At 42.0% G+C, this 24,187-nt stretch carries 20 protein-coding genes; 2 read left to right on the forward strand and 18 right to left on the reverse strand.

Features of this window, described 5'->3' with window-relative positions; translation table 11 throughout:
- Nucleotides 1-23: 23 nt before the first annotated feature.
- The 17 genes from B3O12_RS03030 to B3O12_RS03110 all read right to left on the reverse strand — a co-directional run bounded on the left by B3O12_RS03030 (nucleotide 24) and on the right by B3O12_RS03110 (nucleotide 20,360).
- On the reverse strand, nucleotides 24-374 hold the full coding sequence (locus B3O12_RS03030; protein ID WP_286755251.1) for a four helix bundle protein: 351 nt from the start codon (nucleotides 372-374) through the stop codon (nucleotides 24-26).
- A gap of 54 nt (nucleotides 375-428) precedes the next feature.
- Nucleotides 429-1,607 carry an acetyl-CoA C-acyltransferase gene (locus B3O12_RS03035; RefSeq protein ID WP_286755252.1) on the reverse strand — a complete coding sequence of 393 codons (1,179 nt, stop codon included), beginning with the start codon at nucleotides 1,605-1,607 and terminating at the stop codon, nucleotides 429-431.
- 38 nt (nucleotides 1,608-1,645) lie between these two features.
- Entirely contained in the window at nucleotides 1,646-2,002 is a 357-nt protein-coding gene (locus B3O12_RS03040) for a four helix bundle protein (protein WP_286755253.1), read from the reverse strand.
- Nucleotides 2,003-2,033: 31 nt separating this feature from the next.
- Nucleotides 2,034-4,418 carry a 3-hydroxyacyl-CoA dehydrogenase/enoyl-CoA hydratase family protein gene (locus tag B3O12_RS03045; RefSeq protein ID WP_286755255.1) on the reverse strand — a complete coding sequence of 795 codons (2,385 nt, stop codon included), beginning with the start codon at nucleotides 4,416-4,418 and terminating at the stop codon, nucleotides 2,034-2,036.
- Nucleotides 4,419-4,487: 69 nt separating this feature from the next.
- Complete coding sequence (locus B3O12_RS03050) at nucleotides 4,488-4,865, reverse strand: MarR family winged helix-turn-helix transcriptional regulator (RefSeq protein ID WP_370298692.1); 378 nt, start codon at nucleotides 4,863-4,865, stop codon at nucleotides 4,488-4,490.
- Nucleotides 4,866-5,029: 164 nt separating this feature from the next.
- Nucleotides 5,030-7,690, reverse strand: coding sequence for an SLBB domain-containing protein (locus B3O12_RS03055; protein WP_286755257.1), 2,661 nt, complete (start codon nucleotides 7,688-7,690; stop codon nucleotides 5,030-5,032).
- A 120-nt stretch (nucleotides 7,691-7,810) separates the two neighbouring features.
- Nucleotides 7,811-8,011, reverse strand: coding sequence for a hypothetical protein (locus B3O12_RS03060; protein WP_189628796.1), 201 nt, complete (start codon nucleotides 8,009-8,011; stop codon nucleotides 7,811-7,813).
- Between the two features lie 9 nt (nucleotides 8,012-8,020).
- The gene (locus B3O12_RS03065; protein ID WP_286755258.1) at nucleotides 8,021-9,874 is read right to left on the reverse strand and encodes a tetratricopeptide repeat protein; all 1,854 of its coding nucleotides are present in this window, start codon (nucleotides 9,872-9,874) and stop codon (nucleotides 8,021-8,023) included.
- 352 nt (nucleotides 9,875-10,226) lie between these two features.
- On the reverse strand, nucleotides 10,227-11,837 hold the full coding sequence (locus tag B3O12_RS03070; protein WP_286755260.1) for an Ig-like domain-containing protein: 1,611 nt from the start codon (nucleotides 11,835-11,837) through the stop codon (nucleotides 10,227-10,229).
- Nucleotides 11,834-12,697 carry a class I SAM-dependent methyltransferase gene (locus B3O12_RS03075; protein WP_286755261.1) on the reverse strand — a complete coding sequence of 288 codons (864 nt, stop codon included), beginning with the start codon at nucleotides 12,695-12,697 and terminating at the stop codon, nucleotides 11,834-11,836. The genes B3O12_RS03070 and B3O12_RS03075 overlap by 4 nt, the downstream gene beginning before the upstream one ends.
- Before the next feature lie 6 nt (nucleotides 12,698-12,703).
- The gene (mnmG, locus tag B3O12_RS03080) at nucleotides 12,704-14,569 is read right to left on the reverse strand and encodes a tRNA uridine-5-carboxymethylaminomethyl(34) synthesis enzyme MnmG (protein ID WP_286755262.1); all 1,866 of its coding nucleotides are present in this window, start codon (nucleotides 14,567-14,569) and stop codon (nucleotides 12,704-12,706) included.
- Between the two features lie 80 nt (nucleotides 14,570-14,649).
- Entirely contained in the window at nucleotides 14,650-15,081 is a 432-nt protein-coding gene (ybeY, locus tag B3O12_RS03085) for an rRNA maturation RNase YbeY (RefSeq protein WP_286755264.1), read from the reverse strand.
- A gap of 4 nt (nucleotides 15,082-15,085) precedes the next feature.
- Entirely contained in the window at nucleotides 15,086-15,487 is a 402-nt protein-coding gene (locus tag B3O12_RS03090; RefSeq protein ID WP_189628802.1) for an ATP-binding protein, read from the reverse strand.
- A 9-nt stretch (nucleotides 15,488-15,496) separates the two neighbouring features.
- On the reverse strand, nucleotides 15,497-18,790 hold the full coding sequence (locus B3O12_RS03095; RefSeq protein WP_286755265.1) for a DUF4175 family protein: 3,294 nt from the start codon (nucleotides 18,788-18,790) through the stop codon (nucleotides 15,497-15,499).
- A 106-nt stretch (nucleotides 18,791-18,896) separates the two neighbouring features.
- Nucleotides 18,897-19,655 (reverse strand): exodeoxyribonuclease III, encoded by a 759-nt coding sequence (locus B3O12_RS03100; protein ID WP_286755266.1) that lies wholly within the window; start codon nucleotides 19,653-19,655, stop codon nucleotides 18,897-18,899.
- A complete protein-coding gene (locus B3O12_RS03105; protein WP_189628805.1) occupies nucleotides 19,652-20,017 on the reverse strand; it encodes a hypothetical protein in 366 nt (121 codons plus the stop codon). Before B3O12_RS03105 ends, B3O12_RS03100 begins: the two co-directional genes overlap by 4 nt.
- Nucleotides 20,010-20,360: a carboxymuconolactone decarboxylase family protein gene (locus B3O12_RS03110; protein WP_189628806.1), complete on the reverse strand. Its 351-nt coding sequence runs from the start codon at nucleotides 20,358-20,360 to the stop codon at nucleotides 20,010-20,012. The genes B3O12_RS03105 and B3O12_RS03110 overlap by 8 nt, the downstream gene beginning before the upstream one ends.
- A gap of 25 nt (nucleotides 20,361-20,385) precedes the next feature.
- On the opposite strand from B3O12_RS03110, the gene B3O12_RS03115 reads away from it, so the two are divergent.
- Complete coding sequence (locus tag B3O12_RS03115; protein WP_286744682.1) at nucleotides 20,386-21,081, forward strand: ComF family protein; 696 nt, start codon at nucleotides 20,386-20,388, stop codon at nucleotides 21,079-21,081.
- Between the two features lie 69 nt (nucleotides 21,082-21,150).
- Here B3O12_RS03115 and B3O12_RS03120 read toward each other — a convergent pair whose 3' ends face one another.
- Nucleotides 21,151-22,728: an SUMF1/EgtB/PvdO family nonheme iron enzyme gene (locus B3O12_RS03120; RefSeq protein WP_189628808.1), complete on the reverse strand. Its 1,578-nt coding sequence runs from the start codon at nucleotides 22,726-22,728 to the stop codon at nucleotides 21,151-21,153.
- 304 nt (nucleotides 22,729-23,032) lie between these two features.
- Here B3O12_RS03120 and B3O12_RS03125 point away from each other — a divergent pair, with 304 nt between their 5' ends.
- The gene (locus B3O12_RS03125) at nucleotides 23,033-24,184 is read left to right on the forward strand and encodes a sensor histidine kinase (protein WP_189628809.1); all 1,152 of its coding nucleotides are present in this window, start codon (nucleotides 23,033-23,035) and stop codon (nucleotides 24,182-24,184) included.
- The last annotated feature ends 3 nt before the right edge of the window (nucleotides 24,185-24,187 follow it).

The following is a 24,187-nucleotide window of genomic DNA, read 5'->3' on the forward strand; positions in this document are numbered from 1 at the left end:
ATTGAGTATTGAGACAGATTCGACTACCGAATTGATTTCTTCAGACTATAAATCATTCGCTGCAAACCGAGATAACCTGTTTCCAATTCCTCAAATGTTTGATCTTTTATAAAATTCAACTTGTTAGCGATAATTAACTGAGTATCCAGTTCACAAGAAGAGCCATAAGCTATCCCAAGAAACTGATTGAATTCCCCATCTGTATTTCGCCCAGCTCCCTCTGCAATATTGGAAGCGATGGAAACAGCGCTTCTTCTTATTTGAGAGGTCAATCCGTATTTTTCCTCTGGAGGCAATGCCTTTGTCTGTTTGTAAACTTCAACTGCAAAGTCTACCGACTGCTGCCAAACCTTTAATTCTCTGTAGTTGTGCATAGTGTTATTGTTTTTGATGAACTAGTCTCAATACTAGCTACCCAGTACTAGTTACTAATTCAAGAATTCATAAATCCCTGCCACACCCTGGCCACCACCAACACAAGCGGTAACCATACCGTATTTGGCATTGCCTCTTCTCCTCATTTCGTTGAAGAGCTGAACGGACAACTTGGCACCAGAGCAGCCCAACGGATGACCCAGAGCTATTGCACCACCATTTACGTTTAGCTTACTTCGGTCTAGGTCTAGTTCTTTTATTACTGCCAATGACTGCGCTGCGAAAGCTTCGTTTAGTTCGATTAGGTCAAGGTCTGACTGCTTCAACCCTGCTTGCTTCAATGCTTTCGGCACCGCCTCAACAGGACCAATTCCCATAATACGGGGATGTACTCCTACGGCTGTGTAGCTGACCATTCGAGCTATGGGCTCCAAGTTCAGTTCTTTAACCATTCGCTCAGACATTACCATCACAAACGATGCTCCATCAGACACCGGGGAGGAGTTTCCGGCTGTTACCTGGCCTCCTTGCGCGAAAACGGGTTTTAAACCTCCCAGTACATCCAGAGAAGTGTCGGCTCGTGGCCCCTCATCTTCATCTACCGTGTACGTTTTCTCAGCCATTTTTCCCGATCCATCTACAAACTTTTCGGTCACTTTAATAGGTACAATTTCACCAGTAAACTTACCGGCCTGCTGGGCTGCAATGGCTTTTTGATGTGACTCTAGAGCAAACTGGTCGGCTTCATCGCGACTTATCTTGTACTCTTTTGCTACTTGCTCTGCCGTAAGCCCCATACTGAGGTAGTAGTCTTGATACTCGGTGGCCAGCTTGTAATTAAGGGCTGTTTTATAACCCATTACTGGCACCATACTCATAGACTCAGTGCCTCCGGCAATAATACAATCGGCAGTACCTGAGTGTATTCTGACCGATGCCAAAGCAATAGCTTCTAAACCTGAACCACAGTAACGGTTTACAACCATACCCGGAACCTGAATGGGTAAGGCAAGTAAGGAAATCATCCTCCCCATTTGCATACCCTGTTCTGCTTCGGGCACGGCATTACCCACTATTAAATCATCGACCCGGGTGGCATCGAAGTCTTTAATTTGCGAGACCAAGTGCTTAATCACATCTGCAGCCATATCATCGGGGCGAACGCTCTTTAAAACGCTTCGCTTACCACGACCTACTGCTGTTCTATATCCTGCAACTATATAAGCATCCATATTTTTAGATTTAAGATGTCGGACATTTAGATGTCCAACTAGTTGTTTCTTAGTTTTTTAATTAATGGAACAATCATTCTTACTATCTCAGATAGTTCAGAAGTGAATTGACCTAAAGTATCTTCAGACGAATTGTCTAAATCGCATAAAACGATCTGTTGACTTTCAGTCCTATGGGCTGAACCTAATGACATATTTAGAAATCTGGCAAAATCAATATCTGATCCTCTACCAGAACCTACAGCTATTGAAGACATACCTGAAACAGCACTACACTCCATTTGAGAACGCAAATTGTATTTCTCAGAATTAGGCCATTCAGTAGTCAACAAGTACACCTGCTTTACAAGCACCCTTGTTCTCTGCCAAACTCTTAACTCTTTGAAATTTTGCATAGCTCTTTATCTGATGTTTGAATACTGAAGCCTAATTGCGTAACGGTTTACCTTTGAATAAAATACTATGAATTCTTTCCAGGGTCTTTGGCTCGGCCGTCAATTCGACAAACATTTGCCGCTCCAAATCGAGCAGGTATTGTTCCGATACTTCTTGAGGAGAGGTAAGGTCACCGCCACACATTATCCAGGCTAGTTTTTTGGCAATCTTAGCATCGTGTTCTGAAATATAATTTCCCAGCAACATGCCATTGATTCCTGCTTCGAAAAGAGCAAGCCCGACCCTTCCATGTACTTTAATGTCTTTACGCTCAACCGGCTGGGTATAGCCCGCTGCGTGCAGCTCAAGCACTTTTGCTTTTGCATCGGTGAGCAAGCGCGATCGATTGATGGTGATTCCATCTTGCGGACGAAGTATATTCATGGCCAGAGCCTCGTGAGCCGATGTGGCTACTTTGGCTGTGGCAATGTTCATGAATGCCTCTTGCAGTCGATTCAGCTCGGGGTCTCCGTCTTTAAGCGAATCGGACACGCGAAGGGTTAGCTCCTTTGTACCTCCACCACCAGGAATAAGGCCAACTCCCACTTCAACCAAGCCAATATAGGTTTCAGCATGTGCCTGAATTGCATCACAATGCAAAGAAAGCTCGCAGCCTCCTCCAAGGGTAAGGCCGGCAGGGGCGGCAACCACAGGAACAGAAGAGAACTTAGCTCTCTTCATGGTGTTTTGGAACTGAGCAACCATCAGGTTCACTTCATCAAACTCCTGATCGCCAGCAAACATAAAGAGCATGGCCAGATTGGCTCCGGCAGAGAAATTATCGCCTTCATTTCCTATGACCAGACCTTTATACTCTTTTTCGGCCATTGAAATTGCCGTTTCAATTCCTTCTATAACTTCTTGGCCAATGGCGTTCATTTTGGTGTGGAATTCGAGACATAAAACCCCGTCTCCTATATCGAATAGCGATGCACCGGCATTGCCCCATACCTTGTGGGTTTCCCTAATGTTTTCGAGAATAACGAGGTCTTCTGTACCTGGAATAGTTTTGTAAGACTTAGATGGAATGTCATAATACTTCTTGATCCCATTTTCAATCTTGTAGAAGGAGTCGTTACCTGCCTCAATCATTTCATATACCCAAGAGGCCGGTTTCATGTCCATGGCCTCCATTTGCTCAAGCACCTTTTTGGTACCGAGTAGATCCCAGGTATCGAAAGGACCCATTTTCCATGCAAAGCCTGCACATACGGCCTGATCTATACGGTAGAGTTCATCAGAAATTTCAGGAATGCGATAGGTGATATATCTGAAAGTATCGAAGAAGGTTCGTCTATAGAACTCACCGGCTTTATCATCAAAGTTTACCAGTGTAACAATTCGTTTCTTCAAATCTTCCTCTTCTTTTACTGCCTCTAGTGCCTTGAAGTTCGCCCGCGTTCTTGGGCCATATTCAAAAGTTTTGAGGTCGAGCTCCAGGATTTCTTTATTGCCGTCTTTATCCTTAGTTTTCTTAAAATAGCCTTGGCCCGATTTATCTCCGAACCAACCTCTGTCGTGAACTTCTTTTACTATGTTGGGAAGCTTAAATGTATCTTTAGATTCATCGGCAGGCAGTCCACTATATAGGTTATTGGCTACTTTTACTGTGGTGTCAAGACCAACAACATCCATGGTACGGAAGGTAGCAGACTTTGCTCTACCTATTATAGGGCCGGTCATGCGATCTACTTCGCCAACCGTAAGGCCCATATCCTCAATAGTGTGCATAGCCGACATAATGGCGTAAATACCAATACGGTTGGCTATAAATGCAGGGGTGTCTTTACAGAGTACTGTTTCTTTGCCCAGATATAAGTCGCCATAGTGCATTAGAAAGTCTATTACCTCACTATCCGTTTCCGGGCCGGGAATAATTTCGAGCAAACGGAGATACCTAGGGGGATTAAAGAAATGTGTGCCGCAAAAGTGTTTTTTGAAATCATCGCTTCGCCCTTCGCACATCATGTGCATAGGTATTCCTGAGGTATTGGAGGTAATGAGCGTACCAGGTTTTCTGAATTTTTCCACTTGCTCAAAAACTGTCTGCTTTACATCCAATCGCTCAACGACCACCTCAATGATCCAATCCACATCTTTTATCTTTGGCATGTCATCTTCGAAATTTCCGGTGCTAATAAGGCTCGAAAATTTCTGGTCATAGATTGGCGATGGCTTGGATTTAAGGGCAAATGCCAAAGAGTCGTTCACAATTTTATTGCGAGCATTTTTGTCTTTCTTTTCTTGATCGGACAATTCTCGCGGAACGATATCTAATAAGAGCACTTGAACCCCAATGTTGGCAAAATGACAGGCTATTCGGGAACCCATTACTCCTGAACCCAGCACTGCAACTTTTTTAATAGCTCTTTTCATCAGTTATAAGTTTTACTTCTAAGTGTGAGCATCCTGAAAGAAAGTATTTCTTCTTTTTGAGAATGCTTTTTATTGAAATATGCTTTTTGATTCTACTATCTGATTAATCTTGGCAATCACCTCAAAAAAGGCCTCCAGCTTTTCTGGAGCAATCGATTGCCTTACGGCTTCATTAAAACAAATGACCGTTTCCTTTGAAATTCTACGCTTTTCCTTTCCTAAATCGGTAAGAAAAATTCGTACAGAGCGTCCGTCATCCGGATCCTTCTGCTTGTAAATAACTCCCATCTCTTCCATGGATTTGAGCATGCGCGTTAAGCTTCTGCTTTCAAGACCCATGAGAGGAGCAATTTTAGTTGCGGGAGTCCCTTTTACCGGGTCAATATTTAAGACCACAAAGGCTTGCGATGTGGTGCTATTATGCTTGGCGGCTTCTTGATTGTACATTCGGTAAATCGCGTGCCAACAAGTTTTTATATGGTGATCTACTGTTTCTTCTCTCTTCATATTCTCCTTGAAGGGTTACGAAGTTAGAAAAAATTTGTTATGCATGCATACTATTTTTTCTCAAGAAGCCGAATTTCTTTAACAGGCTTGTGGATATGACGGGCTTAGTTGAGTCGCTCCACCAGATAAATGGTAGTAAGTGTGGAGCTGATAATGGCGGCCAGTGTTCCGAAATTCTCGAGAAACTTGCCCGGTTCTCTCTCCTTTTTGGGTGGTTTGGCCGAAACGGTAATGATGCTTCCGTCAAGAACTTTGGGGTTGCTCAGCCAGCCCACTTTTCTGGTAAACCCATTGGACGAGGTTATATAGATCTTGTGTGCATTCTTTGTTCTACCGCCTGCGTTTCTGATATATGCCTTTACTCCCTGGTTGAGCTGGTATTTTTGAAGGGATGGGTTGGCTACTTCTCCTTCTACTTTCACGGTATAAAACGACTCTGGAATATAAATACTATCATTGGGTTGAAGTACAATATTGAATGCTTCATTTTGTTTGGTCATCAGGTCATCTATAGAAAGGGCAAGTTGTTTACCATCTCTGTAGAACTTTGCACCGGGCAAATAGGCATTTGGTGATATACCACCGGCTCGGGTAATTACCTCCTTGAGTGTTTCTTCTTTACTTCTCAGAAAGTAGTTTCCCGGAAACTTTATCTCACCACTCAACTTTACTTCTCTGGACTCCGAAGAACCCGGAATGAGGTCTACTGTAATATTATCGTTGTGCTGTAAAATGTAAGATCCGTTTGGTTTAGTAGTTGCTCCCAACAGATAGTCCATGTTTGTGGGTACTCTTCGCACCTGAGCGATCATATTGCCTGAAAAATCAAAATTTTCGCGGCTCACCGTTACCGAATCTCTAAATGCCGTGCGGACAAAACCGCCTGCTTGAAGGATCAGATCTTCAACCGTCATATCATCTGTTAGCGCATAGCGACCTTCGTTCTTAACGGCTCCTCGAATGGTAACGTAGCTGTCGAGCACCTCATTGATATCTCGACTGTACAGAATTACCCGATCTCTGGGCTTTAACACTGCATTGAATTTTTTATCTAAAACCTCATCAAGATTAAATGGTATCACCTGATACTCTGTCTTTCCTTCCTGATAGCGCAACAAATCTGCTCGGCTGGTAAGAATTCGATTTTTATACTCAAGGTCTTCTACATTGGCAGACATAAAAATGAGATCATAAAGTGAAAGGTTCTCTCTCCATAGAACGGTTTTCGGTTTGGATAAGAAGCCTTCTATAGAAACGGTTTCCAGGGTTTTGAGCTCCTGGGTATTGTATACTTTCAGCGAGTCATCGGGTTGAAGCTGGAAGTTGGGTTGTGAGCCTTCGCCTAACACCTCAGTAAGGTTTAAAGAAAGGAACCTGAGTTCTCCGCTACGATCGCGCCTGAAGAGATCTACTTTTTCGAAATAGGTATTGGGTCTTAGCCCACCAGCCGTTCCAATAAGATCTGCCACAGACATTCCTTCTGTATACTGATAGTCTCCCGGCCTGAATACGGATCCGGCAATGGTTACCATGTTGTCAAACTTATCCAGCACTTTATCGAAGAGTATCTGATCACCATCCTGCAACCTGAAATTCACCCCTTCCAAGAGCAAGTCATTATAATTGATCGTAATAATTTCCCGATCGAAAGAGTTGTCTTTTGAACGGCCTAGCAAAGGCCTTATTCGCTTAATAGTTACGGACTGTGTGTGGGCTGTAGGTTTTAAACCACCGGCAAAGCCAATTAGGTCTATGAGTCCTTCATTGCCCTTGAGCTCATAGATTCCTTCACGATTTACCTCTCCCTCAATTGAAATGGCATTCATTCTACTCTGAATGAATATAACATCGTTACTCATTAGGCGAATATCTTCCGAAACAGCCCCTTTTATTAGGTAGTCATAGAGGTCTATGGTAGAAATGAACCTATTGTTTCTAAAAACTTTTACTTCTCTCAACGAGCCGGTGGTTTTAATACCACCGGAGGCATAAATGGAGTTGAGTGTTGTGGCAAATGAGTTGATCATTAATGAGCCGGGATTCTTTGATTCGCCCATTACCATTACCCGAATGGGTCTTAGTTTGGTGAGTGAAACATCAAGAAATATGGCTGGTGGAGATTTCACCAGACCGGAATAAAACCTGGAAAGGTATTGATTTAGTCGTTCATGGAGACTCTGGTATGTAACTCCAGATACGAACACCTGACCCACGTTAGGTATAAACAGGTTTCCATTAATATCTACTTTCCCCTCGAATTGAAACTCTGCCTCGCCCCATAAATAAACTCTCAGTTCATCTCCCGGACCTATAATGTAGCCAGGATCTATGTTTCCCACCAGGGCTTGCTGGTTGGCATAAGGGTTATTTGTAAAAATATCGTAGCCGAAATAGGGTAAGCCTTGTGGTTCTTTAATTTTAAGCGTGTCTTGAGGAATAATTTGATTGGCCTCATCGGTAAGTTCTGTAGTATAGTCAACCGTATCCAAGGTTATGCTGGTCACCGGTTCTAAGGCTTCTTCCTGATTGGCTTTGGCTAGAATGTATTTTTTGAGGTATTCATCGTAATTGATTCCGTAAAGTCTGGCTTGTCGTCTTGCATCGGCTTCGGTCATTCCTCGTTTTCTCAGTTCAGCCTGAACTTCTTCATAGGTATTTATACCTCGCTTTTCCAGTTCATTCTTAATCTGCTGCTCGGTTTGAGACTTGGCATCGATGGAGAATAAAAGGCAAAAAATAACGATAGCGATATGTAGCCGCTTCATTGGCATGAATGATAAACTGTTTGGTTGAAGGGTACCTGAAAAATCAGGGTATGTAAGATAGCAAAACTTATTTAAGTCAACCCAACGACAAAATAGAATTAATAAAAGAATAATTGAAGATTAGAGAGATTCTACATTGAAGTCAGCCCCTTTTCCAAAGCTTATCAACGTGTAAAGCCTGTATTTTTCTAGCGTATTTATATCCTTCAACAGACAGTCTCCGTCTGCCATTATTTCCAGTATTTCAAATTCATATTGCTCCCCAAAATTGGTCAATTTGAATTTTTTGCCTACTCTGAGGTTATTGAATGAATATGCCACTCTGGTATCTTAATTGTTAAAATCGCCTCGAAGCGTTCTAAATCGATTCCTCGCTTCGGCCACATAGATACTGCCTTTGAATCTGGTGAGCAAGTCATTGTACACTTTCATAGCCTCATCACTTTTTTTCAGGTCTTCTTCTAAAATCACACCCGTAAGATATAGGGCATCATCGGCTAGTATATCGTAAGAGTATTTTTCATTAATGAGCCGGAGGGCATTTAAGGCTTGCTCAAATTCACCTAACTGTCTAAGCGTTTGAGCTTTAAGCATCAACACCTCATCGGTTATCGAATGCCTGTCATATTTAGCCAGCATGGAGTCCATAGCTGCCAAAGCTTCCGTTCTCTGGTTTTGAAAGATCATTAGTTCCACATTGGCATAATCTTGCATCACCACATCGGTGGAATCAAAAACGGTATTGTTTTTAATAAGTATGCTGAGATCTAATGCATCGTTGGCAATTTCTCTGGAAGTGGCTAGCTTGAGTATATCTAAATGGCTTTGAGCGAGTTCGAATTCTCCTTTGAAGTATGATAGCTTGGCACTTTTTAGTTTCGCCATATAGCCAAGGGGTTCGTCTTTGAACATTCGCTCTACCTGACCATACAAGAGGATTGACTCCCATGGCTGTTGATCGAGTAAATAAATATCGGCCAGATCCATTTTTGCCTCAGCCAGAATCCTGTGCTTACCAATGGGTTGTTGAACCAGTTCGGTAAGTGTGGCTATTGCTGTGTCAATTTTATTAAGCTGAAAAGCCTGGAGAAGGGCTATTCTGCGCTGAGCTTCCAGAGCCGTAAAGAGGTCTTTGGATTCTTCTTTAAAGCTTTGATACTTACCAATAAGTTGCCGTACTCTCATTGTATCTACAGGATACGACTGTTTTATAACTTCTTCTTCTGCAAGTAATGAGTAGCGTTGGGCAAGCCGAAAATTCGGGCTTTCTTTGAAATCGGCAATGATATACTCAAATGCTTTAGCAGCATTTTTATAGTCTTTGTTCTCATAGGCAATTATGCCCACATTCAAAATGTTATGGGCACGATTGTCCAATCTTCTGTCTAAGGCTCTGGCTTGCCGCAGAGCGGCCGAAAAATTTTTTTGCTGAAGGTGGGTCCAGATTAACAATTCATTGTACACTGGGTTTCCTGCTTCTTCCTGAATAAACTCATAAAGTACTCCTTCCAACAAATCCATGTCTTCAGGTTCTTCCAAGTACCGCTGAAGAGAGTTTTTCACAAATCCCACACTGGTGGGTTGAGTTTTAGAAAAATGAAGGTACTCTCGTATCATTTTCTCTTTCTCACCCATGACCCTGTATACCGTTGCCAAATCAAGAGCAAACATGTCGCTATCTCCAAATACCTTTCTGCCTACTTCATAGGTTTTAATGGCTTTTTCTCTAAAATCTTTCTGAAAAAGCATTTGTGCGAGTATTCGAATATTGTTTCGCTTTTGTCGTTCATCGCTGTCCTTTGCAATTTCCTCTATTAGTTGATCCAGGTGTTTGTCGGCCTGATCTTCTAATTTCATGGTCCGATATAGTACCGCCATGTCTACTTCATAGTTAAAATCATTGGGCAGTTGCCTGATGGCATACTTGAGGTATTTCTCGGCTTCATCGAAAGACTTTTCGGAAAGGAGTAGATTGAAATAGCTATCGTGGATAAGCGGTAAAATCTGACGGTTACGAGCCAGCTTTTCAAATTCAGCTTTTGCTTTTTCCACCTCGCCTTGCTGCAAATATTCTTCGGCCAATTGTATGGGGTTGGTAGACTGAGCAAATAGGGCTGCAGCAAAGCCAAGTGCGACTAGGGTGGTAAGTCCGAAACGTCTGGGGTTTATCAACACTTTCAACATGCCTTATATATTAAATTAAATATTAAATAATTTTTTATCATTTCTATTAGGGCTGTGTAAAAGTGGATAAGTGAGTTATCCATGTGGAAGAAATGAAAAGGTGTATGAAACGTTGATGAGTTCATGGTTATTCACACAAGCAGCTTTTTTAAGTTACTGATAGATAACATCTTATTGCTAACTGTTGATAACGTAGGCATTTTGTGGATATTGAGCATTAACTCTGAGGGATGTGAATGAGTTATGGATATTATGTGAATGGAGACTGTTGATATCTCTTTTGGGTACTAATTGGCGACTTGTTGGGGATAGTGAGTGGGGAATCCACAGACTTATCCATAGTTATTCACAACTAAAAGTTGATGTTAGTATCTGTTGTTGCCCAGTTTTTTCGGACTTCTATTACTTTGGTTTGGTAGTAATTGTCGTAATAGAAATGAACGGGTTCAGGTGGGGTATTGGTGAGTAAATTACCAATATCGAAAAGTCCGTTGCCATTCACATCTTCAATAACTCGTATCATGTATCGTCCGGGAGGCAATTGTGTGAAGCTGTAATTTTTGTTGTAGCTCTGCTTAAGTATTTTTAGTGTGGTGGCATTTAGGAGCTGTACAATGATGTTTGGTTTGTTTGTTAGGACCTGACCTGAGATTGATGCCAATTCTGATTCGGGTATAAACTTGAACGTTTGAGTGTATTGTTTGGAGGTATCTTGGTCTATGGATATGAAACTCCCTTTGCCTGCTGCAAATTTTAATTCGGGGTTGGCATTACTCATATAATCACCTAGAATAAGGTTGGTATACAGTTCCGTCTTGTACGGGTTGAATTGAAAATCTTGGCTGTTGAGGGGAATGGTTCTAGTAGAATCTAGTTGAAGGATAAGACTATCAGCACGCAATTCCAAAATAGGTTTGCTAAACGCAAGAGTTAGCTGAGTGCCTTTTACTACATTGGGTTTTTCCGGAACAGTGTTAACGGAGAAGGCTGTCTTTTCGAGTTTTGACTGTGTGAAGTATAGTTTCACAGTATCGCGTAGAGTATTGTTGAGGGAGTCTTTTGCGGTATATATGAGAGGTACTGTATCGTTAAAATTCTGTTCGTACCGATAGAATCTTATTTTCTCGGGCCCTTGGGGCTGATAGTAAAAGTTGTCGTCATTCTCTATGCGGAAGTCCGTAATGGGTTTACTGAAAGTAATATCGAAATAGCTGGCATAGTGCCTGGCCGAGAGTCTGCGGAGGTCGGAGGTATTCAGGTTTTGGACCGTAAAATTTATATTTTCTAAAGGGCTTTGGAGATTTAGCGTGTCAGGAAAAAAACCGTATCGTTCGTTTTTTGAATCTGCCTTATTATTGTTGTTTTTATCATTGGTGGCATATATACGGTATTTACCTGAGGGCAGATTATTGAAGGTGTAGTTGCCTGTGGAATCAGTGAGTGCAAAATAAGAGGCCACACCATTCAATATATTGGTGGTATCTGAGGAAGGAAAAAGCGAAACAAGAGCGTTTTCCATGGGTTCCTGCGTGTATAGGTATTTAATGTTTCCACTTATGCTGAGAGAGTCGATATAATCTCCGGTGCTGAAACTGATGTTTAGATTGTCTACGGGGTTGTTGTTGGTAATGTCTTTTATGGTCTTACCAAAAGAGATAGAGTATGTGGTATTGTCTTTAAAGGGTTCAAAGAAATAAAGCTCTACCTCGTTTTTCTTTACCCTTGCCCTGAAGCTGCCGGTTATTCTGGGGGTTATTATTAAATTAGATTCTATGTTTTGTGTAGTTACCCACTCATCAAAGGTTAGAAGTATGGTTTGTCCTTTAAACTGTGTTTGCCCGGTAGTTGGAGTGGAGGAAATGAGCTTGGGTGGTGTGTGATCTTCTGGTCCTCCTGAGGGAGTACTCACGTTGGCACACCCAAAAACTGCAATGGCTATGATAAATAGGACTATACCTCTCATTTACTCAAAATGTAGATTAAACTGCTATATTCTTTGTTTCGTTTGGCCTTTTGGTTGGATATAAATCCTTGTACCGCGGCCGGTGCTATGGGGAACTTGCTTCCTTTATATTTTTCGCTCAACAAACTCACATAGTAGCTATCGAAATACAACGGGTGGGTGGCCACAATATTTAAACCAAACTTTTTGGCTAGATGAGTAATACTTTTTTGGGAGAAATGATACAAATGTCTGGGTACGTCATAGCCTGCCCAAAATTGTTGATAGTGTTGGGCATCGTAGCTTTTATAATTGGGGAGGGCAAGAATCAGGATGCCATTTCTATCGAGCAAAGTGCATAGTTGCTCCAAGGTTTCATTGAGTGAGTGCACATGTTCTAATACATGAAAAAGGGAAATACAGTTGAAACAATCCTCGATTTGATTTAGCTCTTTAACCGGAAGGTCCCTGCTTGTGCTAATCTTTCTGGCTTGCTCATCCGGTTCTACTCCTGTTACCTCCCACCCCTTTTGGCTCATGTGTTGAAGGAATGAACCCACACCACAGCCATAGTCAAGTAGCTTTCCTTTAAAAGAGTATTTCTCTACTATGCGTTGCTTGTATTTTAAGTTTTGTGACTGAATAAGATTGTATAATCTATTGAACAGACTATTGATTTTGTCTCCATGAGATATATAACTACCTGATTTATAGTATTTTATAATATTATTCTCTTCTGGTCTGGGATTGGTAAAGAGAGTGTGGCACTGCCTGCAACCCTGCAATTGGAACACCTCTTGGGTACCGAAATGGTCTTTGACCGACTGGTGGTCTTCCAGCGAGTTTGAACCACAAATAAGGCAATCTCTAATTTCTTCCACCGTCTGCTATCTTCCCATATAAACCATTAGTACAGATATGTCGGCTGGTGACACTCCACTTATTCTCGAAGCCTGACCTAATGTAGAAGGTCTAATTTTATTGAGCTTTTCCCTGCCCTCTGCAGAAAGTGCCGGAATCTGGGAGAAATCGATTGACGTAGAAATTTTTAAATCTTCGAGCTCAGCCATTTTTTGAGCCAGTTTCATTTCCTTATCAATGTAGTCTTCGTATTTGATGTGTATATCTGCCGACTCAATTATTTTCTCATCATACTTATTGAGGTAGTTGGCATAGTCAGGACCAATTTCTTTTAGGTGATTAATATCAAGCTGGGGTCTCTTAACTAATTTATTCAAAGTAGTGCGGTGTTGAATACCTGCCGTACCATGTGCTTCTAGCATAGGATTGGCCAGTTCTGGATCTACTTTTTTCTGTTGAAGGTCATTAATGAGCAGGTTGAGTTGCCGTTGTTTTTCACGCATTTGCTCGAAGCGTTTTTCACTAGCCAGGCCTATGTCGTATCCTTTTTTTGTAAGTCTGAGATCCGCGTTGTCTTGGCGTAGTAGAATCCGGTGTTCGGCCCTGCTGGTAAACATTCGGTAAGGTTCATTGGTCCCTTTGTTAATCAGGTCATCTATAAGCACACCTATATATGCCTCAGACCGTGAAAGTATAAATTCCGGCTGCTGAGTGACTTTTTGATGCGCGTTTATACCGGCAATGAGTCCTTGACATGCGGCTTCTTCGTAACCGGTGGTACCGTTGATTTGACCGGCAAAGAAGAGGTTTTCCACGAGTTTAGTTTCAAGAGTCTGGCTCAATTGGGTTGGTGGAAAGAAGTCGTATTCTATGGCATAGCCAGGTCTGAACATTTTGACTTGCTCGAAACCCGGTATTTTGCGAATAGCCTCATACTGCACATCTTCGGGTAGCGAGGTTGAGAATCCGTTGACATAGATTTCAACCGTGTTCCATCCTTCCGGCTCAACAAATATTTGATGTCGATTACGTTCAGCAAAACGGTTGATTTTGTCTTCAATAGATGGACAATATCTTGGACCTAATCCCTGAATACGGCCATTGAACATTGGTGATCGGTCGAAACCTTTTTCCAGTATTTCATGAACTTGAGGGTTGGTATAGGTGATGTAACAGCTTCTTTGTTGTTGCAAAGGACTGGTTTCATCACTAAAAGAGAACTTTTCAGGCTTTTCATCTCCGGCTTGTTCTTCCATCAACTGGTAATTGAGCGATCGGCCATCTACACGAGGTGGCGTTCCTGTTTTCATTCGTCCGGCTTCAAAACCAAGGTTTACCAATTGTTCGGTTATGCCTTTAGAGGCTGCTTCACCTGTTCGGCCACCACCAAACTGTTTTTCTCCTATATGGATGATACCGTTGAGAAATGTTCCGGAGGTTAGGATTACAGCTTGGGCCTCAAACTGTATGCCCATCCCTGTGGTAACTCCGGTTACACGATCACCAGACGTGGTGATTCCGGTGACCATTTCCTGCCAAAAGTCTACGTTTGGGTTGCGTTCAAGGGCAAGTCGCCATTCCTCTGCAAATCGCATCCTGTCGTTTTGAGTTCGAGGACTCCACATGGCAGGCCCTTTGGACTTGTTGAGCATTCGAAACTGAATCATAGACTTGTCCGAGATTATTCCGGACATACCACCAAGGGCATCTATTTCACGTACAATCTGACCTTTAGCCACTCCCCCCATTGCCGGGTTACAAGACATTTGGGCAATTGTGTTCATGTTCATGGTTATAACCAGAACCTTAGAACCCATTGTTGCGGCAGCATGTGCTGCTTCACAACCTGCATGACCGGCACCAACTACTATGACATCGTATTTAGGATACATATGCTTTCTATAACCAACTGTTCCACGTGGAACAATAAGTGTATTTGAAGACTTAAAGTTTCACGTGGAACACTAATGTTTTAAATATGGAGCAAAGATAAGCAAGCTTCTTCTCTTTTTCTCATGGCCTGTTTTTGCTCAGGAGTTTTGTCGCCTTGTCCTAATAGGTGGAGTATACCGTGGATCATTACACGGTGTAGTTCTGTGGAGAAGTTGGATTGGTGTTGTCTGGCATTATCCTTTACACGATCGATCGATATATATATATCTGAACACAGCCCTGGATCATAGTCGTCTGTGTTGTCAAACGTGATAATGTCTGTGTAGTAGTCGTGATTGAGGTATTGCCTATTAATGTTCAGTAAATAGTTATCAGAACAAAAGATGTAGTTGATTTCTTCGATAGCTCGATTTTCCGATTGTACAATGGAATGTATCCACTGACGCAACTTGGTCTTATGCTTAAGGGTGTAAGAAATGTCTTCAGTGAAGAAGTTGATTTCACCTGGCATAGTGTTAGTCGAGATAAAAGGTTAACTCCACTGTACGCCCCTCATCTTTGAATTGAATCTCATCAGCCAGGTTTTTCATTATAAATATTCCCCGGCCTCCTACTTTCTCGAGGTTTTCAGGTGCTGTGGGGTCTGGTAGGTTTTTGTGATCAAAACCAGGGCCTTCATCGGTAATGGAGAAGATTACTTGTCCTTCGAGAAGATTGGCGCTAAGTCGCACATTCTTTGTCTTATCGGTTTTGTTACCATGGAGAATGGCATTATTTACCGATTCTACTACGGCTATCATAATGTTGCCATACACATCGTCTGTTAGATGGTACTTTTCCTTAGCGTTGTCTATAAAACTCTCTACAATACGAATGTTCTCAACGAGAGAGGGTATTTCGATACTTATGTGCTTCATGCAATGAACTCAGTTCTTTTCTTTGATCCGTTTGAAGTATTTATTGGTTTCTTTCTTGTAATATGGATTGAGCTTTGCCGGAATTGTCCTTAATAGTTCAATTTCTTTTTCTTTGGCTTTTAGATATTCGTTGAGTGAAGGTGGAATTGATAGCTCGAAATCGCGCGCTGTCTTGGCCTCACGCTCATCATCTTCTCCCCTCTCTCGCATGGAGTTTTCCGCATCCAGAAGCCTTGTAAGTATCTCTTGCTGACGTTCAATGGTCTCATCAGTGATATTTTTATTGATGAGGTCCCATTCGTTTTGCTCCATTTGTTCAACAAGCTTCTCAATTTTTTCGCCTAATTTATTTCCGTCCATGCCTGTTTCAAAGTTTTCGAGCGCATTTCTTAGTCGTTCCTGCTGAGCAGCCATACGAGCTAGTTCTTCCGATAGCTCTCTGCCACTTTTTCCACTTCCTTTCAGGTCTTTAATTTGTTGGCTTAGCTGTTTTTGAAGTTCCGATAGACCTCCTGGCTGAGGTTTGTTCTTTTGATCTTTGCCCTGGCCATTACTCATTTGACTAGCCATTTGCTGTTGCATCTGCTGCAATACATCATCGAGCAATAAGGCAAGGTTGTTTATGGAGGTCATGGTAAACTGTTGTTTACCGATTACTTCGTTGATGCGTTTCTCCTTGAGTGATTCTATGGCACCATCCATTTGACGATTCATTTCGGAAAGCTCTTTCATTATGAAGGAGGATATCTGAAAAACGCGTTGAGAAAGGGCAACAAGGCTGTCTTGAATAATTTGCGAATCATCTTTTAGTTTAAGTTGTTCTTGTCCGAGCTTAACAACTCGAGGGTCGCCCTCTCTTATTTCTTTGAAAGATTCCATTAGCTCTTCCTGGTTAAAGGAAAGGGTAACCAGATTATCTACAAGATCGCGGAGGTTGTCCATATTTTCCATTTGCTGCTCCATTTGCATATTGCTTTGAACAGACTCCAAACTTTGCTTGAGCTGCTGCATCTTCTCGCCTGCCCGTTGCTGCGACTTTACGGCCCGTTGCTGAGGGCTCTGACCATCTTCAGAATTCTTTTCGTCCATCTCCAGGGCATCTTGCGCATCTTGCTGGTCTTGCTGTATTTCCTCTAACTGCTCGCGGGCATCTTTGGGCAGATCGTCCGGATTTTTACGATTCTTGTTAATCTCATTGAGCTTGTCTATTTGCTCTTTGAGTTTGTCGATGTCTTCTTTTTCTTGCTTCTGTTCCTGGGCCAATTCTTCTTCGGTTTTAGAAGACTCTTCCGTTTTTTTCTGTAGCTGTTGCTGGTCTTGAATGGCTTCGTCAAGCTGCTCCAGTGTTTCATCCAATGTCATTTCAAACTGAAGCTTTTTAAAGAGTTCCAGAGTTCTCTCCAGGTCTTCTTCCAAATTGCCGCTATTTTGCTGCAATTCTTCCATTTTTTCTCTAAACTCCTCAATATCAGACTGTTCTTCTAACAACTGACGTAATTCGTCATAGAGCTTTTTGGTTTCTTCATCGAGCACATTGTTCATGATTTCCTGAAGCTGCTCCATTTTTTGCTTTATCTCTTCACTTTGAGGATTGAATTGATCGAGTTTTTGATTATTGAGTCGATTTTCCTTTTTCAGTTCCTCAACTTTATTGGCAAGCTTTTCCTTTTGTTCAAGAATTTCCTGCATTAGCTTTTCGTCTTGCCAATCCATCTCTTTTTTGGTCTTTAACCTTTCGTCAGCTTGCTGAATTTTTCTGTTCAGCTCCTCAGCTTCTTTAAGGGTGTTGTCAATGGATTGTTGAATAGCCTGACTCGACCTTTCTATGTCTTCTTCTAACTCTTCTTTAGATGGAATTTTAAAGGTATAAGCAGCAGATTTAGATGATTTATAGCCATTAACTCCATCATTGTCAGACACTTGCATATAATAAGTAAGCTCAGCTCCGGCCTTTACTTTTGCCGTATCAAGCTTAAAAATATGATAGTAGGATTGATCGAGTGTGGCAGGGTTGAACGATACCTCTTCCGTTTCATAATTTTCTCCATCGTAGCTATAAAAAAGGGCTAGAGAAGAAAAGCCATAATCATCTTCAATTTTGCCACCTAAGACAATGTTGCGGTAAAGAACAGTGTCTTGATACTGATCCAGTACGATTTCAGGGTTGCGATCTTTAATTACCTCAATCTGAAATTTTAAGGAGTCTTTGTTGGTACTGTGTTCGTTGAAAAGTCTGATAGAGTAAGCTCCTGAAAGCTTAAGCTTATCTTCGGCCACAAACTGCTGCCCTGATTTTTTCTGCGCCTGCAATGTTTTGGAGGCTGACTCAAAAAAGAGATTTACACCATTGGCATTTGCTGCAGAAATGTTCCACGTGGCTATTGTGCCTTCTGGTATGGTGAGGTTTCCGGAGTTTTTAACCGACTCATTGGCTATGCGGGTATAGTCTGGATAATCCAACTCAATGTGGAATAAAGAGAGACTAGGTCGGGCAAAGGCTTTTACGGTATAGGTGGGCGATACTACACCTTCTGCTTCAACTACAAAAGATGTATTGTTTTGCAAGCGATTGATTTCATATTCGAACAAGCCGGGACCTGTTTTAATTGTTTTGATTTTTCGGCCGTTAAGCCTTATGAATAAGTCTTGTGGAACGGCTCTTCCCTCTGTCTTCACACGAACGGTAAAGGGTTCGTCTTTATAGCCTGTAAGGGCATCTCGGTCTATAAAAATGTTGAATGGAGCCTCTGGTATAAAATCGCTACTGTAGCTAATGATGCGCGTAGAACTTTCGGTAATGAACTGCGGAACAAAAATGAGCAGTAGTATTAAGACAGTAGCAGGTAAAAAGCTGTATTTGAGATACTTCTTATTGGCCGAAAGATCGATGGCACTGGCGAAAGGGAATTTTTGAATCTGTTGGCTTTTTTGCTGAATACTCGCCACCAACAGATCACTTTGTTTGTCGCTTAGTTTTTCTAGCTGGATTACATTGAGCAATTTATCGGAAACCTCCGGAAAGAACTTACCAATTTGAATGGCAGCCTCTTCATTGCTCATTTGTTGTTTATGATTGAACATGGACAACAAGTGCCTGAATACCAAGACAATAAATGCTACCAATGCGCCAAACACAAATCCGTAAAAAAGTAGGGCACGGCCTGTTTTTGAGAGGTGTGCAGAAAACTCAATGGTATTAATTAGTAGAAAAGATAGTAACAGAATGCCGATTAGAATAAAACTACCTCTAATGGCTTTATTCTTATAGTATTTTCTCTTGTAATCGTTTAACTGTCTTATCAAGGACTCATTAGAACCCATAAGCATTATGCGTTAGCCTACCTTAATTACGCAAATAGTTTCTAAAGGATTGTAAAACAATTGATAAACAGGCAAATAAACTTTGTGTTTAGTCTATTTCCAGTACAATAGGACAATGGTCTGAATGCTTGGCCTCGGGCATTATATAGGCATTTTTCAATCGATCCTTTAATGGTGAGGTAGCCATATGGTAGTCGATACGCCAGCCTTTGTTGTTGGCCCGGGCATTGGCCCGGTAGCTCCACCAGGAATATTGATGAGGTTCTTGATTAAACACCCGGAAGGTGTCAATGAAGCCTGAATCAACGTATTTGGTTAACCAGGTACGCTCTTCAGGTAAGAAGCCTGATGAATTTTTGTTTGAAACCGGGTTGTGAATGTCTATTTCCTTATGAGCAATGTTGTAATCTCCACTAATAATGAGGTTGGGGATTTGCTTTCTTAAATCGTCAACATAATCTTGAAAGAAGTCGAGCCACTGGTATTTAAAGTCTTGTCGAATATCTCCACTGGTTCCACTGGGCATGTAAACCGACATTACAGAGAAGTCGTTTAAATCGGCTCGAATAACCCTTCCTTCATTATCATAGGTTTCGTTTCCACAGCCATGTTCCACGTGGTTGGGTTTTGTTTTGCTAAGAATTGCAACACCGGAGTAGCCTTTCTTTTCTGCGTTTTCCCAGTACATATAGTAGCCCATTTCTTCATAGAAGTTTTCTACTTGATCTGGCATGGCCTTTAGTTCTTGCAAGCAAAGAATATCCGGGTTGGCTTCTGCCAGCCACTCTTTAAAACCTTTATTAATAGCAGCTCGAATGCCGTTTACGTTGTAGGAGATTATTTTCATGCCTGTATTACTAATTCAAATTCTCTCTCAAAATACTCTAATACATGCATTTTGAGAAGCTTTTCCTGGTCCAGCAGATCGAACCGGGGTAATTTTTTAATGAGTTTCCAATGTGGCCAGCCGTCTGCATCGTGACCTTGCAGCTCATAGTATCCTGAGTAGCTCAGTACTTTGCAAATAGCTATGTGCATAAGGTCTTGCTTTTCCTCTTTGCTGAACTGTGAGGGCCCGCGGCCTAACTCTTGTACCCCAATAAGAAAAAGAACACCATTCAGGTCTTTAGGGCGTTTGCCAATAACTTCTTGTATAGATGCCATTAACTTTGCCCACCTTACATGGAGTTCAAGATCCTTCTTATACATTCTCTTCCGATTGAAGTGCTTCCCAGTATTCTACAGCTCTTCTAAGGTGCGGTATTACAATTGATCCGCCAATTAAGTTGGCAATTGAAAAGGCCTCATACATTTCGGCAGTAGTAATCTTGAGTTCGTGGCATTTCCCCAGATGGTATTTGATGCAATCATCGCAACGAAGCACCATAGAGCAGGCTAAGCCCACAATTTCCTTAGTTTTTACATCCAGTGCTCCCTCAGCGTAGGCGTTGGTGTCCAGATTAAAGAAGCGCTTCAGCACTTTATTGTCGGCCGCCATGATCTTTTCGTTCATTTTGGCTCTGTAGTCATTAAATTCTTGAACTATACTCATATTAATTTGATTAAATTGGATGAATATGAAAATCAGGGAATACTGGAATGATTTTCTTTCTCTCATTTACCCCAATCTGTGTTTGGGATGTGATGATCCACTTCCACAGGGAAGCAAATATATATGTCCTAAGTGTCATTACAACCTGCCCAAGACGAATACTCACGCCTTAGAAAGGCATACTTTTCAGGAAAAGTTCATGGGCTTGGTGCCTTTCAGCCATGTGTTGGTGTATGCTTACTTTATTAAGAATGGTATAATGCAGCACGTATTGCACGCTTTGAAATACAACGATAATCAGGAGATTGGTATAATGTTGGGTCGGTGGTATGGCCATGATTTGCTTCTAGGCGGTTATGCCGATGCTTTTGATGCTATTGTTCCGGTGCCATTGCACCCAAAGAAACAGGAGATAAGAGGGTACAATCAGGCGTATTGCTTTGCGATTGGCCTTTCGGAAGTATTAAAAACTCCGGTGGTTGAACATGGCCTCATTCGCACCAAACATATCGATAGCCAAACCAAGAAAGGCAAAGTGAACCGAATTTTAGATGTTGAAGGAATTTTTGAGGTTCAGGAAATAGATCGGCTGAAGAATAAACGCGTGCTTTTGGTCGATGATGTGCTGACCACAGGTTCGACACTGGTGGCTTGCGCTACACCTCTTCTGGCACTGCCTTGCCAGGCATTAAGTGTGGCCGTTATGGCAGGCGTTAAGTAAACTTAAAGCATGTGGTAATAAAAAAGGCGGTTGTTGAAACCGCCTTTAGCAATGCTTTTTCGTATAAGCCTATTTTCTTCCTCCAAACACTTTGCCTACTATGCCATTCGATTGGTCGAGCTGTTGTGTACCAATCGAAATCATTGCACAACGGAAGCCAATGGTGTTGGTGGCTTTGTCTAAATCTAAGTATCTGCGCGTACCTGGAGCCATCCAGTAGGCCACATCTTTCCACGAACCACCTTTATAAACTTTTGCTCTGTCGTTTATCAATGATCTATACTCAAGGCTTTGGTTAGCAGCCACACTGTCTCGGGTTCTTACAGTTTGCCATCCATAATTAGTTTCGGGGTCACTGGTGCCGTCTTTTCTTACAGGGTTCAGGTCATCAAAATCGCCAAACGAAAGAGGTCTGTAGGTGTCGAAAACCCACTCACTCACGTTACCGGCCATATTGAATAAGTTAAAATCGTTAGGCTCTCTGTTGCCCACCGGCTCGGGTATTACGGAAGCATCGTTGTTCACATTTCCGGCAATACCGGCATAGTCACCACGGCCTCTTTTGAAGTTGGCTAGTAATTCGCCTCTCTTTTTACCGTAAGGGTTTCTTACGCCTCGGCCATCCCAAGGGTAAATTCTTCCGTACTCTTCGTTCTCGTCCAGGTAAACCGTTCCTACAGTAGCTTTTGCAGCGTACTCCCACTCGGCTTCATTGGGTAGTCTAAAGTCTGGCAAATAGATACCTCTTTCAATAAATCTTCTTCTGTTTTGTGGCAGGTTAATGTATTCCACAACCTCTTGCTGAAACTCGTCAAAATCGGCTATCTCTATTACCTGACCCTGGCCTGCAGCATTTACAGTACCAATAGGTTGCCCACCAATAGCTAATTGATATTCTCCGGTAGTCTGATCTTTGACCAGAAACTCTTCCAGAAACTCTGCCGGAAGATCATCATAATCCATTTCAAAGATGAGCTTCAGGTTTACAAAGTCTGTTCTCCATTTGCAATAGTCTACAACCTGTCTCCACGATACACCAACAACCGGGTATTTATTAAAACCGGGGTTGCTGTAGTAGTTTTCTGAATACACGTCATTAAAGGAGAAGTCACTGGCCCAAACATCATCGTCTGGTATAATGTCTTCGTAATTCTGTGGGTTGCTTTTGCTGTGAGTAGGCCCTGTGTAGTCAGGAATCCATGCCTGAGGAGGGTTGCTCAGGTTCTGATTATCATCATCGTTGGGGTCTAGTATACTCACGTTCTTGGGAAGAGACAGGGGCTGAGGGTTGTACTGAAACCACACGTATTCCTTCCAGTTGCTATTGGTTACCTCCGTTTCGTCCATAAAGAACGAGTTTACAGTAACCGTACGTTCAATATTGTCTCTGGAGCCATACAAGTCTTGTTCGAAAGACCCAAGTATAGTTCTACCGCCTTGAATGAACACCATTCCCGGAGGGTTAGGTAGTTCTTTGTCGTCATACGGGCGGTAACCCAGAAGATCTTTTTTTGTAGCATACTCCTCGCCTGTTGCAGCACTGATATTGTCTTTTTTGCCGATACCGAGAAGTGAACAGGAACTGGCTGAGCAGAGAACCATTAAACCCAATAGTCCTGCTTTTATCTGACCCACGCTTGTTTTCATTTTAGTATTCTTTTCCTAAGTCTAGGTGAAATTTGAACTTGCTAATATAAACTTATGTGCAAATCTATCACAATCCAGACGGTCAATTCAAAGGGTGAACGCCCGGTTTGCCTATAATATTTTCAAAATTAGCCAGATTTATTGTACAACTGTTTGTTTTATAAGGTCTTTGCTTATTCGTAATGATATAATAATATGCCTGTCTAGAAAAAGGCTGGCGGGCATAATTGTCATTTAATCAGGGCATAAAACCACTCAGTCAATTCGCACGGGGGCTTAGATGTAGATGTATTTTCTTTGAATTATGAATAAGAATAAACTGTATTGGATTCTACAGTTTGGCGGGTGGACGGGTCTCATGCTCACCAGCTTTATGACTATGGCTATGTTTTTGCCATTTGTCACGGCTTTTGGGGTCAATACCATTACCATATTGCTATCGGTTCTCACCAGCCACTTGTACAGAGAGTATGTAAAAAGCAAAAACTGGAAAGAATTAAAGGTGGCTCGCCTGGTACCCAGGGTTTTTCTGGCCAGTATAATTCAGGGTACTATAATGTCTGTTCTTAGTTTGGGTGCGCTCATAGGCGCTCTTCTTTTAATGGCCAAGGTAGACCCCAGCGCCATGGATAAGGTAATGGGTATTCCGGAAATGGAAGGAGTTGATGAGGCTACTTTAGAAAAAATCAGAGCGGCTACTCAAAAAGGCTTTACTAGCAGTAAAATTCTGGTGTTCCTAATTAGTTATGTGGGTAGCTATGCCGTGTATTTCATCAGCTGGTCTGCCCTGTACTTTGCCTACCAGTATTTACAGAAAACCAGGGAGGTAGAAATAGAAAAGTGGAAACTCTCGGCTTCTATTAAAGATGCCGAACTGAACGCCTTGAAAGCGCAGATTAATCCTCACTTTATATTCAACAGCCTCAATAATATTCGATCGTTAGTGGTCGAAGACTCTGAAAAGGCCAGAGATTCTATTACCCACCTCTCCGATCTTCTAAGGTTTTCCATTCAATTCGATCAGTACGAAAAGGTATCATTAGAAAAAGAACTGGAGGTAGTAAAAGACTACCTCAACCTGGAAGCCATACAGCTGGAGGAAAGGCTCAAGTACAGGTTCATCATAGACAAACAGTCTAAAGAAACCATGATTCCGCCCATGATAATCCAAACACTGGTGGAAAACGCTATTAAACACTCCATTAATAACTTGCCGAATGGTGGTGAAATAATTGTGGAATCAAAACTGAATCACGAGTTTGTAAATATTTACGTGAAAAACACCGGCCAGCTGAGGCCTCATGCAGCCACAAAGGGCCGAAGAAGAGGCATTGGTATAAGCAACTCAAAAGAAAGACTGCGGCTGTTGTATGGAGAACAGGCCAGCCTGACCATTGAGAATATGAACGAAAATATGGTGTGCGCCACCGTGAAAGTACCGCTAAACTTTACTTAGACT

This window comes from Roseivirga sp. UBA838 (assembly GCF_002296035.1).
Classification (GTDB): Bacteria; Bacteroidota; Bacteroidia; order Cytophagales; family Cyclobacteriaceae; genus Roseivirga; species Roseivirga thermotolerans.

Excerpts from the sequence above, each read along its gene's own strand:
- B3O12_RS03030 (WP_286755251.1), bottom strand. The coding sequence starts at position 374 with ATGCACAACTACAGAGAATTAAAGGTTTGGCAGCAGTCGGTAGACTTT.
- B3O12_RS03035 (WP_286755252.1), bottom strand. The coding sequence starts at position 1,607 with ATGGATGCTTATATAGTTGCAGGATATAGAACAGCAGTAGGTCGTGGT.
- B3O12_RS03040 (WP_286755253.1), bottom strand. The coding sequence starts at position 2,002 with ATGCAAAATTTCAAAGAGTTAAGAGTTTGGCAGAGAACAAGGGTGCTT.
- B3O12_RS03045 (WP_286755255.1), bottom strand. The coding sequence starts at position 4,418 with ATGAAAAGAGCTATTAAAAAAGTTGCAGTGCTGGGTTCAGGAGTAATG.
- B3O12_RS03050 (WP_370298692.1), bottom strand. The coding sequence starts at position 4,865 with ATGTACAATCAAGAAGCCGCCAAGCATAATAGCACCACATCGCAAGCC.
- B3O12_RS03055 (WP_286755257.1), bottom strand. The coding sequence starts at position 7,690 with ATGAAGCGGCTACATATCGCTATCGTTATTTTTTGCCTTTTATTCTCC.
- B3O12_RS03065 (WP_286755258.1), bottom strand. The coding sequence starts at position 9,874 with ATGTTGAAAGTGTTGATAAACCCCAGACGTTTCGGACTTACCACCCTA.
- B3O12_RS03070 (WP_286755260.1), bottom strand. The coding sequence starts at position 11,837 with ATGAGAGGTATAGTCCTATTTATCATAGCCATTGCAGTTTTTGGGTGT.
- mnmG (WP_286755262.1), bottom strand. The coding sequence starts at position 14,569 with ATGTATCCTAAATACGATGTCATAGTAGTTGGTGCCGGTCATGCAGGT.
- ybeY (WP_286755264.1), bottom strand. The coding sequence starts at position 15,081 with ATGCCAGGTGAAATCAACTTCTTCACTGAAGACATTTCTTACACCCTT.
- B3O12_RS03090 (WP_189628802.1), bottom strand. The coding sequence starts at position 15,487 with ATGAAGCACATAAGTATCGAAATACCCTCTCTCGTTGAGAACATTCGT.
- B3O12_RS03100 (WP_286755266.1), bottom strand. The coding sequence starts at position 19,655 with ATGAAAATAATCTCCTACAACGTAAACGGCATTCGAGCTGCTATTAAT.
- B3O12_RS03105 (WP_189628805.1), bottom strand. The coding sequence starts at position 20,017 with ATGTATAAGAAGGATCTTGAACTCCATGTAAGGTGGGCAAAGTTAATG.
- B3O12_RS03110 (WP_189628806.1), bottom strand. The coding sequence starts at position 20,360 with ATGAGTATAGTTCAAGAATTTAATGACTACAGAGCCAAAATGAACGAA.
- B3O12_RS03115 (WP_286744682.1), top strand. The coding sequence starts at position 20,386 with ATGAAAATCAGGGAATACTGGAATGATTTTCTTTCTCTCATTTACCCC.
- B3O12_RS03120 (WP_189628808.1), bottom strand. The coding sequence starts at position 22,728 with ATGAAAACAAGCGTGGGTCAGATAAAAGCAGGACTATTGGGTTTAATG.
- B3O12_RS03125 (WP_189628809.1), top strand. The coding sequence starts at position 23,033 with ATGAATAAGAATAAACTGTATTGGATTCTACAGTTTGGCGGGTGGACG.